This window comes from Nitrococcus mobilis Nb-231, assembly GCF_000153205.1.
In the GTDB taxonomy this organism is placed as follows: Bacteria; Pseudomonadota; Gammaproteobacteria; order Nitrococcales; family Nitrococcaceae; genus Nitrococcus; species Nitrococcus mobilis.
Genome location: NZ_CH672427.1, coordinates 728,628 through 742,444 on the forward strand (window position 1 = coordinate 728,628; position 13,817 = coordinate 742,444).

The 13,817-nt window shown below is 57.3% G+C and carries 11 protein-coding genes and 3 pseudogenes; 11 read left to right on the top strand and 3 right to left on the bottom strand.

All coding sequences use genetic code 11. From position 1 onward, the window contains the following. Positions 1–27 precede the first annotated feature (27 nt). Together NB231_RS03410 and NB231_RS16635 are read right to left on the bottom strand one after the other, a co-directional pair. On the bottom strand, positions 28–1,254 hold the full coding sequence (locus NB231_RS03410; protein WP_004999768.1) for a phage tail sheath family protein: 1,227 nt from the start codon (positions 1,252–1,254) through the stop codon (positions 28–30). A gap of 27 nt (positions 1,255–1,281) precedes the next feature. Then, entirely contained in the window at positions 1,282–1,998 is a 717-nt protein-coding gene (locus tag NB231_RS16635) for a hypothetical protein (protein WP_004999769.1), read from the bottom strand. Positions 1,999–2,529: 531 nt separating this feature from the next. Between NB231_RS16635 and NB231_RS03425 the strand changes: the two genes are divergently transcribed. From NB231_RS03425 to NB231_RS03460, 8 genes are all read left to right on the top strand, one after another. Beyond that, complete coding sequence (locus NB231_RS03425; protein ID WP_004999771.1) at positions 2,530–3,360, top strand: hypothetical protein; 831 nt, start codon at positions 2,530–2,532, stop codon at positions 3,358–3,360. 570 nt (positions 3,361–3,930) lie between these two features. Beyond that, positions 3,931–4,368, top strand: coding sequence for a hypothetical protein (locus NB231_RS03430; RefSeq protein ID WP_004999772.1), 438 nt, complete (start codon positions 3,931–3,933; stop codon positions 4,366–4,368). Between the two features lie 390 nt (positions 4,369–4,758). Beyond that, positions 4,759–5,124 (top strand): hypothetical protein, encoded by a 366-nt coding sequence (locus tag NB231_RS03435; protein WP_004999773.1) that lies wholly within the window; start codon positions 4,759–4,761, stop codon positions 5,122–5,124. Between the two features lie 128 nt (positions 5,125–5,252). Beyond that, positions 5,253–5,690 carry a hypothetical protein gene (locus tag NB231_RS03440; RefSeq protein ID WP_004999774.1) on the top strand — a complete coding sequence of 146 codons (438 nt, stop codon included), beginning with the start codon at positions 5,253–5,255 and terminating at the stop codon, positions 5,688–5,690. Positions 5,691–5,754: 64 nt separating this feature from the next. Beyond that, positions 5,755–6,084: a hypothetical protein gene (locus NB231_RS03445; RefSeq protein WP_040661709.1), complete on the top strand. Its 330-nt coding sequence runs from the start codon at positions 5,755–5,757 to the stop codon at positions 6,082–6,084. Between the two features lie 48 nt (positions 6,085–6,132). Next, on the top strand, positions 6,133–7,080 hold the full coding sequence (locus NB231_RS03450) for an ATP-grasp domain-containing protein (protein WP_004999775.1): 948 nt from the start codon (positions 6,133–6,135) through the stop codon (positions 7,078–7,080). Between the two features lie 66 nt (positions 7,081–7,146). Continuing rightward, complete coding sequence (locus NB231_RS03455) at positions 7,147–7,788, top strand: C39 family peptidase (protein ID WP_156776883.1); 642 nt, start codon at positions 7,147–7,149, stop codon at positions 7,786–7,788. A gap of 342 nt (positions 7,789–8,130) precedes the next feature. Beyond that, positions 8,131–9,096: a transporter gene (locus NB231_RS03460; RefSeq protein WP_156776884.1), complete on the top strand. Its 966-nt coding sequence runs from the start codon at positions 8,131–8,133 to the stop codon at positions 9,094–9,096. Here NB231_RS03460 and NB231_RS03465 read toward each other — a convergent pair. Then, complete coding sequence (locus tag NB231_RS03465) at positions 9,058–9,867, bottom strand: LuxR C-terminal-related transcriptional regulator (RefSeq protein ID WP_050756040.1); 810 nt, start codon at positions 9,865–9,867, stop codon at positions 9,058–9,060. The two genes, NB231_RS03460 and NB231_RS03465, sit on opposite strands and share 39 nt — an antisense overlap. A gap of 723 nt (positions 9,868–10,590) precedes the next feature. Between NB231_RS03465 and NB231_RS03470 the strand changes: the two are divergent. The 3 pseudogenes from NB231_RS03470 to NB231_RS18250 form a co-directional block, all read left to right on the top strand. Beyond that, a pseudogene (locus NB231_RS03470) lies at positions 10,591–11,277 on the top strand (IS5-like element ISNmo4 family transposase); the annotation flags it as partial. Positions 11,278–11,441: 164 nt separating this feature from the next. Beyond that, positions 11,442–13,278, top strand: a pseudogene (locus tag NB231_RS20415) (IS1634 family transposase). Positions 13,279–13,382: 104 nt separating this feature from the next. After that, positions 13,383–13,651: pseudogene (locus NB231_RS18250) on the top strand (transposase); the annotation flags it as partial. Positions 13,652–13,817 lie beyond the last annotated feature (166 nt).

Here is a 13,817-nt window from a genome sequence, read left to right on the forward strand (position 1 = left end):
GCGCATGCAAGCGCGCGTCCTTTTTATTCACCCTTGTGACTGCACTTCGGTCTCGGCGCCACCCACCCCCTGGCCGATCTGGAAGATCACGAACTCGGCCGGCTTCACCGGTGCCAGGCCGATTCGGGTCACGACCTGCCCGGCATCGATCACCTCCGAGGGGTTGGTCTCGGCATCGCACTGCACGAAGAAGGCTTCCTCCGGGGTGGCGCCCAGTAATGCGCCTTGGCGCCACAGCAAGGTGAGAAAAGCCGAGACATCCCGCACGATGGCCTTCCACAGATCCGGCCCATTCGGCTCGAACACCACCCAGCGCGTACTCTGGATGATGGACTCCTTCACCATGTTGAACAGCCGGCGCACGTTCACGTAGCGCCACTGGCTTGCGGCCGGGGCCAGCGTACGGGCACCCCAGACCCGAATCCCCTCGCGCGGGAAAAAACGAATGCAATTGATGCCCTGAGGATTGAGCTCGCCCTGTTCGTGCCGAGTAAGACGGTAGCTCACGTTGAGCGCGCCACGCACCACCTCGTTCGCCGGCGCCTTATGGACCCCGCGGGCGGCGTCGCTGCGGGCGTAGATCCCAGCCAAGTGTCCGGCGGGCGGCATGGTAATCAGATTGTGGGGCGCCAGCGGGTCGCGCCCGACGATCCAGGGGAAATACACCGCCCCGTAGCCGTCGTCCGAATTGCGGGGACGCAGGCCATCGTGGCCGGCACCGCCGGCTAGCGGATCCCTGGACTCATCCGCCGCCTTCTTGCCGTTGGCCTTGGCCGAGGCCACCTGGGTCAAGGCGTTGATCGACGGTATGGACTCGGGCCCGTCAAGGATCGCCACCCGATCCTCCATGCGTTCACAGTGGCTCAACACCGCATCGTAAGCCGCCGCCGAAGTGAATCCGGGAGCTGCTACGATGGCAACCTCGTCGATCGCCTCGAGCGCTCCCAAACCTTTGCGGCTGCCCGTCAGCTCGTTCGCATCCCGGCAATTCACCACGTAGCAGCGGCTGCCGCCGTTAAGGAAAAAACCATTGACGGCTTGTGCCAAGGGGGTGCTGTCGACGTTCTGGGATGCTTGCGCAAAAACCCGCAAAAAGTGCGACCAGCTATTGATCGCCACCGGCTCATGAGGGCGGGCCTCGGCATTCGGTGTCAGGCCGACGAAACCGGCAGTACTGGTCCCTACGGCTTGGATCGGCCGGGCGCCGGAGGGAACCTCCTCCACATACACACCGGGTGTAAGGTAGTTCGGCATCGATGGCTCCTCCTGCCTGGACTGTGATCAATCACCTGGCAGCTGCAGGCGCAGCAGCCAAGGACGATGCTCCGTGATCGTTGCGGGGATTGGAAAGCGCTGCTCAACACCCCGGGCCTGTACACGCACCCACCCGGATTCGGCGCCCGAACCGGCATTGGGCATACACAGTCGAAACGCGCCACGATGATCGCTGCGAACCACACGTCCAGTAGCCAGCAGCTCGATCTCGGCACCGGCTATCGGGGTATCGTCGATCCCCACGACACACCCGTGAACGGTCACAAGACCGGCCAGATCCAGCCGATGCGTCCGCACGGCGGTGAGCACCGGGCGCACTACACGCTCTGTCAGACAGGCCTCCAACTGAAAGGCCGGCCGAGGTGTTACGCCGTATGCCAGCCACAAAGACGGGGGCAACTCGGCGCTGAGCAATTCCATCCCGGATTGACGGTCAACTGCCGCCAGCAGCGCCAACAGCGCTTGCTCCGACTGGGCTTCGTCATTGGGTCCGCTTACCGCGATCAGGTAGCACAGGCGCGCCAAGGGACGTTCGGGAGGCGGCTGGCGCGGCGCGCCATGAGCCCGGCGCTGCGGGTCGGGACGAGCGGCCAGCAGCAGCGCAGTCACAACGAGCCCTTCCGCCGCCGGCACGAAGCCGTGCGCGAAGCGGGCGGCAAGCCCGCGCTCGCCGAGGTCCACCGTCCAAGCACGGAAAGTAGCGTGGATCATCGCAAGATCCATACGGCGCCTCCGCGACAAGCGATGGCCAATGCGCGTGCAGGCAACCCCTGCGGGGTGGTTCGTCGGATCAAGGCCCAAGCGGCCTTTACGGTCAGCCGCACGCAAGGTGCCGCGAGGCGCTTCTGCGCGCATGCCAAACCAGCGCCGAGGAGAAGAATGATGGAGGCGCTGATGCCAGCGTACCGGCCATCGTGCGGTCTGGTTGCGAGCCAAAAAAATCCGTGCAACCGCATCCCCTGCATTCTCCAAGCAGCGAGATCGATTCGACCGCGCTACCAAATCATACGCAGACAGTGGAATCAATGTGAACCAGCGCGGTGCTCTTGTTTTGTGTTCTAAGGCTATCAAACAGTTCAAACGAAAACTAAGACTTGGTTAACAAACACCGTGGCGCTGCCAGCTCGAAAAGACCAGATGTAGCCGTCGTCGCATAGATATGTAGCAAATCAGTTACAACTTCTTCGCCAAGCCAAGCTTAATAGATTCCCCAACCTTATGAAAAGCAAAAAAAATATTGTTATGGAATAAATATTGCAGTATTTTAATCCGATTATTTTTTCTTCATTACAAATAAATATAAAGCACAAGATTAAGATAAAAATATTAGAGAGGGCTTCGATGAGAATAAGTATTCAAATAAAGTTAGCTGCAATTGTCTTTGCCACGCTGTCAGTGGGCTTTGCAGTACCGGCGCATGCCGTAGCAGTGTTCGGTGCCGGTGTCACGACTTCCCTACAGGTGACCGATATCAGAGATGATAACGGAATCGAACTCATTGCAAATCAGACAGCTACCGTTTTTGGCTCTGCCTCGACCGGGCAAGCGTTCGCCGAGGCTAGCGCGACCAGTCTGGTCTTCGGCGATTCAAGTGCCAGCTTGACCGACACCGTCGCGTTTGCTGGCCTTACCCCAACTGGGGGAGCATTCGCCATTGCGAGCGCACTCTCGACAGGCCTGACCTTCATCAACAACGCAACGACCACCGATCTGATCGCCTCCCTTATTTTGGATTTCAGCTTTAGTGGTTTTGCTATCTTCGATCCTCTTGGTCGCGAGTTTGCCATCTCGAAAATCGCGATTCGCGTTCTTGGCCCCTATGGGTTTGGGGGAGCAGCTGCTGTAGATCTCATTGATCCTATACTTGCTAGCACTTCCATTCTGAATCCATTTGGGGGCAGTGGCGCGGTGTCTTTTGCCGTCTTTGTGCCTTCACTAGCCACCCAACCTATATTGATTAAAATCGAAGCATTCGGCCGAGCCCAGGTAACTGAGCCGAGCATCCTAGTTTTGTTTGGCATGGGACTGTTGGCCCTAATTGGCCTGCACACTGTTTTATCCGAAAAAGAGTCGGCTTGGCTTTGAATTCAAGCGGACAAGCCAAAGCGATTTTTCGTGCAAGGGTTCTAACGTAACCCGGCCAGGCATATCCACGCCTTGCGTCGCTCCCATTGGCGCCGAATCGACTGGTGGTAACGAACTCGGTCTGCTTGCGAAACAAGGGCTGCAGCCCGGTTGGCAGGCCAACGATTCACGCTCAAGCGGGCCGCACCCCAAGACATCCTGACCGAGGGGGGGAAGCACAAACAAACCAAAAGGTGGAGTTCACCGCGGAAGATCTCGTTCGCTACGCTACCTCCAAAGACGTAATTGGTGTTGCATAAGTGGATTTAATCCATTGTGGGTATTTAGAATCAATCAATAGTTTTATCAGACTATTGTTTAATTGCTTTACAGTGGATTTTCGAAAAAAATAACAAGTGCGGAAGATCGAAGGAAGCGTTGATTAATTGCCTTCTTGCTCATTCCGGCGAAAGCAGGTTAAGAAAAATCAAGAAACTGGACACCGGCCTTCGCCGGTGTGACAAATCGATCAGCGCCTCCCAAACGGTCCGCCGTTCCGCTCAACACAGCCTATTAACAGGAGCGACGATTATGAACAACAAGCTGCTGACTCTGATGGCCGGTGCCGCCTTGGTGGTCGGCGTGAGTGCCGCTCAGGCGGGCGAGCCGATGCAACTGGCGGGCGCTCAGATGGATGCGGTTACCGCTGGCACCAACGGCCCCTACTACACCTACTTTCAGTTGGACTTGGTCGACGTCAATTTCGATACGACCAATAAGTTCAAGACCAAAATCACCTACGACCCAAACTTCGAGGGCAACTCGGCGGCGGCTGGCGCCAAGGGTGATGCGAGCAATCCATACGTGTTCCCCGTCGGAGTTGATCCGTGCGGGTGTGCATACATATATGGAAAAATTCCAACCGAGTCGTTCACCAAAGCGGACACTCTGGCGGTAACGGAATTTAACGGCGGCTCGTTCTCGTTCTCGAGCAGCGCGGCCGCGATCAAGGCAGTAGGAGGGCCTTAGTTGTAGTAACGGACGTAGCCGCATGCGCTTGAAGCCCTATGAGCCCCATGCCTCGGCATGGGGCTCCTTCTGTCTAACTATACCGAACTCACCGATGAGAGGCTCGGACCCGATTCGGTCCCCTGCACGTGCGGCGCGGCCACGGGCGTCGTGACGTCTAAGCCAGCTGATTCAGGTTAGGGCAACCAATGGCGGTACCCCTCCTATCCAACTAAAAGAGGATAAAAATTAAAGCATCCATGCGCTAGGCTTTAAATGAGCCGTTTTCCCAATCAGCAATCATCGTAGTGAACAGAATGGGAATTACGATCGTAGCTAACGCACCGGGTTTGCGCCCAAGCGTGCCGACTAAGGGTTTACGAATATAGGGAACACTTGGGGAACAACGCAATGAAAAACACAAGTTTGGCCAGCATCGCCATGGGTTCGTTGATTTCTATTGCCCTAGCGGCGCCGGTCGGCGCCGCGGAGCCTTTGCGACTGACCGAGCCGCAAATGGATATGGCCACGGGCGCCGGTTTCAGCCTTCAGCTCAGCGCGGTCGCCATAGGCTCGGGGTTCGGTCATGCTACGGCAACCGCTACGGCAACCACCAGTACGCAAGGCGCGCCACGGGTCGCGGCCTCGGGGTGGGTTAGTGGCGGCGACGGGTTGAAGGGTGTCGTCGACATTCAAATCCGAAGCGATGGCGCTCCTTTTAGCAGAACCTTCGCTATTCCGCCCGATTTTCCGTTCAATATTGTATTTACACGTTGACGCAATAGTTGCGTAGCGTGTGAAACAAGGATTATCGCCCAGTCACGGCATTGTGAAATCGGAAGAAAGGGTCTGCTTCTCCCGGCAAGGGTTTGCACAGAAAATTTTATTATGCCGGAATAGCTAAAATGAAACGCACATACCCGCATCTTGCTTTAAACTTTCTGGTGGCTACGACCGCGCTGGTAATCGCTGCGACCGGGTCAGGATCAGAACGGCTGACAAACCGGCAGCTCGATACGGTCAGCGCGGGCGACATCGGCGTAACCGCCACCGCGGTCGCCGTGGCAAGCGGGATTCCCACCTACACGTTGACCCAAACGATCGCGTCAGTCACGCGTTCCCCCTACGGCACGGTCGAGATGGGCCATGCCTGGGGGACGGCCTATGCCTGCTGCGGTCCGTATACGGACACCGAGGTCTCGACCGACGCTTATGCCGATGGGGCGTTCGTGCTCGGTACCAGCGTCAACACCAAGACGTCCAATCAATATTCTTCCACGTCGGTTGGGAGCGAGTTCATCTATTCGTACAACCCATCTGGCTTAGATGCTCCAACACCCTAAAGAGGCGCCCCATGCATTGCATGAGGGCGTCCCCAGCAAAAAAGCGCACGATGGAGAAGGAATCATGACAACAAAAGCAAAAACACAGGTCGTCCTTGGTGTGACCCTGTCATTGCCACTGCTGACCGCGCCCTTGCCCGCCGAGAGTGCGGCGAGCAGTCCACCAAGTCGGCTCACGGACAACCAGCTCGATGCCGTGACGGGTGGACGCCACCCTATCGAATGTCTGTGTGGCGTAGATACCCCGCCGTGGGACGATTGGGAACATTTAAGGGATCGATTGGCGGATCGCCTGCCCAAATGGCAGCCCAAACCGCGTGACCCCTGGTTGGTGACGACGATGGCACTGGGCGAGGAAGGGGGCGGGATCTCCCCGGTTTTTTGGAAACTTTAGAAAACCTACCAGGCACAGCGTCGCGACCTCGGATGAGGGGACCACCCTATGAGGTTGGATATCGCCATCATTGGCAGCCCCAAGGAGCCCGAAGTTGCCAAACTAACGGCCAATCTGGCGCAACGGGGCTATCCACCGCTTATCATTGATACTGCGGCGTTTCCGCAGCAGCACCATTTGACCTTCGCTGATGGATCCTGGTGGTATCAAAAAATTAACTTGGCCGATGTAAAAGTTTTTTTTCTACGGAACCTTCACTGCAGCGAGTTGATGGAGAAGCTCGAGGGATCAGAACACCCGCAAAACATAGCGATTACGGCTTTGCGGGAAAAGGATTCGATGCTGGGCAGCTTGCTGCGATGGGCGGCTGAACAAGGCAAGCCGATCCTGAATCCGCTTGAGACACTACTATGCCATTATTATAAAATTGATACCCTCGAGCGGTTGCGGCAAGCCGGTGTGCCCGTCCCTCCAATGATAGCGACCAATGATGCAGATATTGTACGAGCATTTGCAAGAAACCATAAGCATATCGTCTGCAAACCGCTCGCGGGGGGAGGAATTGCAATAGGGCTTTCTGCCAATGGGATTTTAGAGGAATTCTATGCGCTATTAAAAATCGCCCCCGTTATGCTGCAGGCAAGGATTTATGGGCATGATATCCGCGCTTATATACTGAACAATCAAGTGATTGCAGCCACATCGACCTGGAGCGCACAACTTGATTTTCGCGTCGGTGCACAGCACTTTGAGCCCACGGCCCTGACGCAAGCCGAGGCGATCGGAATCATTCACGCCGCCCAACGCATGGCATTGCGGTTCGCTGGCATTGACTTCAAACGGACAGTCGACGGACAGTATTTCGTGCTTGATGTCAATCCCGCCCCCATGTTTGCGGGTTTTGAACAGATTACGGGACTCGAGATAACCGGCCCCATAGCCGAATATCTTGTGGCAATGCGCTCGCCCCCGAGCATACGCCCAGCTAGCCTGTGATATTGCCCTACCATCTGGGCGCCGCTGCAAGGCTACGGACCAACAGCCATGTACCCGATACCCCACATGACTCGAAAGCGCTATTTTAGAATTGCCAACCCACACTGGACGATTATCTTCAGCCTTTTGCTCGGTCTGCTGGGATCGGCACAGGCTTCAGGGCGAGCACCAGTTACGTCGCTTCTGGAAATGCGCCGAGATCATGTAATAGTACAACAGTGGGATCTGAGTTGCGGTGCCGCCGCGCTTGCCACCATCTTGCGCTACCAGCACGGCGACCCCGTTCCGGAGCGGGAGATTGCCAAAGCATTGATGAAACGCAAGGAATATATAGCGAATCCTTTGCTTGTCCGAATACGTCAGGGTTTTTCCTTGCTCGACCTCAAGCGCTATGTGGATCAGCGGGGGTACGAGGGGATCGGCTACGGCAAACTCAAGTTGCAGGATCTGATCGAGCGAGCCCCGATCATGGTTCCGCTAAGCCTGCATGGCTATAATCACTTCGTGGTGTTCCGAGGCGTCCGTAGAAATCAGGTCCTGTTGGCAGATCCAGCCTGGGGGAACCGGACCATGGGGATAAAACGATTCAAGCATGTCTGGATCAATTATCCCCAAATCGGCAAGGTCGGCTTCATCGTTGCCCACAAGGGCAGCAACGCGCCCGCCAATGGCCTTGCACCGCGCCCGCAGGATTTCATTATGTTCTGAGTCACCAAAATTTCTGAGATGACCCACTGTTAACCAAACCGACTCAAACTATAGGCCGATTGTGGACATCTAAAATGAGCGAACTGATACCGGAATAGGGAACTTCAGCGCATCAGGGAAAGCATAAATAGTCGCGTATATCGGGTCATTGGGGCGAAAAGCGCACTAAGCACGACACAAAAACTTAAGAATCGAGGGTACTTTATGTCCCTGCTGCACCGGTGCACGCTCAATCTGGAGCGAAGCGTGGCTATGGTTGTCTTATTTTCCATAGCCGCGCCCGTCTTCGCTCACTCAAAGCTGAGCTCGACGATTCCCGACCGGCCTTCGAGAGTTGAGAAATTGCCGGCACTGGCCGAGGCAGCCGAGCCGCAATCCCCCACACAGCCACCCTCAGGGGCTCAAAATCAAGCGCACCCCGCGGCACCGGGCCAGTTCGAGGTTGATGAAGAAGCCGCGGAACGGGCGCTGGAGCGGACGCTGGTCGTGCAAGGCGCACTGCTCCTTCCTTTTGGACTGGCCGAAATCCAGCCCAGCTTCAGCTATACGCGAAGCGAGCTGGATGACCAGAACTTAGCTCTCCAGCAGGGAACCCCGTTTCTCGTAGAACAAGATATCCGACGCAACACCTTTATCGGGGATCTGTTTTTCCGCTTTGGCCTGCCTTTCGACAGCCAACTGGAATTCGGTATTCCTTACCAATACTTTGACAGCAAAGTGGTAACCGATTTCAGTGGCGGTGGCGTTGGACGTAACGAGGTCAGCGACTCCAGTTCAGGTTTCGGTGATTTCCGGGTAGGCCTTGCTAAGGGCTTGCTGCGCGAAGGTCTGTGGTGGCCAAACTTGATCGGTAGGGTGACCTGGAATACGGACACCGGTAAAACTAATGCCGCCAACCCGCTCGGCAACGGCTTCAATGAGCTTTCAGGGTCACTGACGGCCACTAAGCGCCAAGACCCACTGGTTTTCATCGGTAGCTTCACTTATACGACAAGCTTTGAGAAGAACGGCATCGATCCAGGCGACGCATTCAACTTCTCGGTGGGGGCGTTGCTAGCCGCGAGTCCAGAGACTTCATTGCGCTTGACTATCAATCAATCATTCGTCGATAAGATAAAGGTGGACGGCCGGGCGTTCGACGGTTCGGATCGAGTGATCGCAAGCTTGGCATTCGGGGCGTCCTCGATCGTCGGGCACGGCAAATTCCTCGACTTAGCCGCAACGGCGGGACTTACGGATCAGGCTCCTGACTATTCAGTCACGCTCACTTTAGTTGTCCGTTTCGGACTCCCGAGCTTTTCGTTCTAATCCTTTTTTTTCATAAAGCCGATTGGCTAAAAATGCCGCATGCGTTCGGTTTATGGCTTTAAACTTTTTCATGATTTGCCGGACGTGAACTTTAACCGTGCTCTCCTGCATTTTAAGCTCATAGGCTATTATTTTATTCGACTTACCTTCCCGTAGAAGCTGAAGCACCTCCGATTGCCGCGGCGTCAAGCCTTGCAGGAGGGTTGGAGCAAACATGCCGCTCTGTTCTTTAACCGACCGCTTCCCCTCAAAAGGCTCTAATAGTATGCTAGACGGAATAAATGAACCGCCAGCCTGGATGAGTCGCAGGGCTAGGATAACCACCTCTGGATTAAGCCCTGTTGAAATATAGCTGTGCACTCCAAGGCGAAGCGCTTTTAAAATACAATGAGGTTCTTCTCGCTCGGACAAGATGACCACGGGCACATCAACCAAGCCTTGCTTCAGCCGATCGATGTCATTACATACTGTTTCCTCGCTGACACAGCCTGAACCCACACTGAGGAGAATCAGCTTCACCGTAAAGCTGAGGCGACAGGACAAAAACTCATCGGCACTGGAAAAAGGCAGAATGATAAAATCTTCCGAGCGACGCTTAGCATGTGTGCTCGCCTCCAATAACTGGGTGACGGACATCCGCGTCAACGAGTGTGGATCGATGAGTACAACTCGGGGTTTATTCCCATCCGTATCATGATCTATTGCAATTTTATTACTTAAAAGCAGCTGAGCGCTGCGGTTGGAACTGTCTTCCGTTGAAGGGTATTCCATTTTCCGCTCCTCCTTCTGCTTATCCTTCTGTTTATCCTAGCCCCCATGGGGCCTAATATGGTGGTAAGGAGTTCCGCATCCACATATTAAGGAACGCAATCTAGTTCGCTCGTTTATACGCATGACCGAACGCCCCTTCACGCTGTTCTCAGGCTAAGCAAGGATTAGGTCTGTTTTGGGCTGCTCGCCGCTTCACTCACCCCTTGGCTATTACGCCTCTCGGCATTGGCGGTCACTGGTTATCTGCAAGTTCCGTTTGTGAACCACCTCACAACACGTCGCACCCACAGTATTTTGTGGTGCTTGGTTTAATACAACTTTAGTATTAGTATGTGTAATCATTTTGTTTGATATATATTTAATGTATTTTTAACTTGCAGAGTATAGTACACGTCTTTAGTAGTCGCCATATTAGCATCGAAATATTTAAGCGATATTAAGCTCGGAAGTCTCATGAATCGCGCATGCTCTTACTTACTAACTGAATGATATTAAATTTTGCTTAGCCGAGTATAGTCACCGACGCGCCATACCATAAAAAAATTTCCAGTAAATCTAATTCACCATGTGATCATCGCGCAGATTAACGAAAATGTTAAGTTAATAAAAAGCCAACACATTTAATTTTAAATTAAGTGTGTTTATCCCTAACTAGGGAGGCTCTGAACTATTCCCGGCCACGCCAGTATAATTGCGGCATTGCCACCGACCCAGGCGGAACCGATGAAACAAACCACCTTTGCTTCGATGAGTTTTGCGGCCAAGAAGCGGCGCACGCGCCGGGAGAAGTTTCTCGCCGAGAGGGAGCAGGTGGTGCCTTGGGCAAAACTGGTGGCGCTCATTGAGCCGCACTACCCCAAGGCGGGCCGGCGTGGCCGCCCGCCGATGCCGCTTGAGTCGATGCTGCGTATTTATTTCATGCAGCAGTGGTACGCGCTCTCCGACCCGGCCATGGAGGATGCGCTCTATGAGATCGAGTCGATGCGCCGCTTCGCCGGGCTTGAGCTCATCGACGACGCGCTGCCCGACGAGACCACAATTTTGAAGTTTCGCCGCCTGCTGGAGCGCCACGGCCTGACTGCCCAGATGATGAACGTAATCCACGACGTGCTCGCCGAGCGCGGGGCGCTGCTCAAGGGCGGCACTATGGTCGGTGCCACGATTGTGCACGCTCCGGCCTCGACGAAGAACAAGGCGCGCCGGCGCGACCCGCAGATGCACCAGACGCGGAAGGGCAATCAGTGGTATTTCGGCATGAAGATCCACGTGGGGGCCGATGTCAACAGCGGCCTTGCTCACACGGTTTCGGTGACTGCAGCCAACGCCTCGGACATCAGCCAATTGCCGCGCCTGCTGCGCGAGGACGACCGCGCGGTCTTTGGTGATAAGGGCTACGTCGATAACACCCTTAACCCATCTTTAACGCTCTCTGCCTGATTTCGGGCTGATTTGGGCGTGTATGCGAAGAGAAGTTATTGATTCGTATAGTGGCGAGGGTGGCGCGCTGGATGTAGTGCCATAATATTTGTTGTTATCCCTTGTGCGGAGCGCCCGCCCACGCTAGCCTCGCGGGCATGTTCATCCGCCGCACCCAGACCCGCAGCACGGCCACCGGCGAGTCGTATGTCACGTATCGTCTGGTGCGCTCCGAGCGGCGCGCCGGTAAGGTCCGCCAGCGCACCCTGTTGAACCTGGGGCGGCACTTCCCAGTGGCGCAGGCACACTGGTCGGCGTTGTGTGCGCGCATCGAGCAACGGCTCAGCGGCCAGGCGGCGCTGTTCGACGAGGAGGGGAAGGGCCTCCCGCTCGCCGTCGAGCGCCAGGCCGAGCGTATTGCGGCGCGGCTGCTCGCCGAGCAGGGCGGTACGCCGGCACCGGCCGATGCTGGCGGTGTACCCGGCGGTGGGGGTGACGTGCAGTCGGTGGACGTGGACTCGCTCTCACTGGTGCGCCCGCGCTCGGTGGGCGTCGAGCAGCTCGCCCTGTGGGCGCTGCGCCAGGCGGGCTTGGAGGAGCAGCTCCAAGCGCTGGGGCTGACCGGCCCGCAACGTGCGGCGGCGCTGGGGCTGATCGTTGCCCGCATGGCCGCCCCGGGCTCGGAGCGGGCGACGTATCAGTGGCTCGCCCGGCGCAGCGGCCTCGGCGAGCTGCTGGAGGTGGACTTCGAGGCGATGAGCCCGATGCAGCTCTACCGTACCTCCGATATCCTGCTGCGCCACCGCGCGGTCCTCGAAGGCATCTGTTCGCCCGGGTGAGCGATCTGTTCGCGCTCGCCCGACAATCACGCTCTACGATCTGACCAACACTTACTTCGAGGGCGAGGCACCGGTCAATCCGGCCGCGCGCCACGGCCACTCCAAGGAGCGGCGCAGCGACTGCCCGCTGCTCACCCTGGCGCTGGTGCTCGATGCCTGCGGCTTTGTGCGCCGCTCGCGGGTCTTCGCTGGCAATGCGGCCGAGGCGCAGACCCTCCAGGGGATGCTCACCGGCCTCGCGGCGCCCGCCGGCGCGCTTGTGGTCATGGACCGCGGGGTGGCCACCGAGGCCAACCTCGCCTGGCTGGCCGAGCAGGGCTACCGCTATCTGGTGGTCAGCCGCGAGCGCCGCCGCGCGGTCGATTTTAAAGAGGCCATCACCCTCGACAACGCCGGCGGGCAGGCCGTGGAGCTACTCAAAGTGCCCTCGGCCGATGGCCAGGGGGTGCGCCTGTATTGTCGCTCCGAGGGCCGCGTGCGCAAGGAGCAAGCGATCGCCGGACGCCTGATGGACCGCTTCGAGGCTGGGCTCGACAAGCTTGCGACCGGACTCAGCCGGCGGGGCACCACCAAGCGCATCGACAAGCTCTGGGAGCGCATCGGGCGGCTCAAGGAGAAAAGCCGCGGCCTCGGCCAGCACTACCACATTGAAGTGATCGCCGGTGACAGCGGCGAGCGCGCCCGTGCGATCCACTGGCAGCGCCTGCCCGTGAAAGGCTCTCTGGTCACCGAGCCGGGCGTCTATTGCCTGCGCAGCAACGAGACCGGCTGGGACGAGAAGACAATGTGGCGCACCTACATCATGCTCACCGACCTTGAGGCGGTCTTCCGAAGCCTGAAATCGGAGCTCGGCCTGCGCCCGATCTTCCATCACAAGGAAGAGCGCGCCGAGGGGCACCTGTTCATCACCGTGCTCGCCTATCAGTTCGTCCAGCTCATCCGCCACTGCCTCGCCGCCCACGGCATCTGCGAGCGTTGGAGCACGCTACGCGATACCCTCGCCGGCCAGTGCCGGGTCACCGCCACGTTCAACCGCGGCGATGGCCGCACCCTGCACGTGCGCAAGGCCACCCGCGCCGAGCCCGATCAGGCGCGAATCTATCAGGCCCTCGGGGCCGATCCCGCCCCGGGCGGCGTGCAGAAAACAATCGTGTGAGCCCGCTGATTTATAAAATGAACGTAATGTAGTGCCACTCGCCGCCGCGGCCGATCTTAACTCTCTGAGTATCGCGAAGTTATTTTTGGGGACGTTAAACTTGGGTTAAGCGCGCGGCGCGCCGGGCGGGTGTCTACTGGGGCGTGTCCTTGAAGGCAAGCTCCAAGCACAAACTCACCGGTGCGAACAAGCGCACCAACCGCAAGCGCTCCTCGGTCCGTGCCCGGGTGGAGCACATTTTCCGGGTGATCAAGCGCCAATTCGGTTACACCAAGGTCGCTACAAGGGGCTTGCCAAGAACGCCGCACAGGTGTTCACGCTGATCGGCCTGACGAATCTGTATCTGGTGAGGAGGCAACTGATGACGAGCTGACAGGCAAACTCCGCCTGCTTGCTCCGAAAAGGGGTTCAGCGGCGTCAAACGGCCCCGTAAATCAGCACTCGGCGGCGGGAAACCGAGCATTTTTACCCTTCCTCTCGTCAGAGACGAATGCGTTTGACTTCAGCTCGAATAGTTCAGACGTTCCCTAGGATTTCGC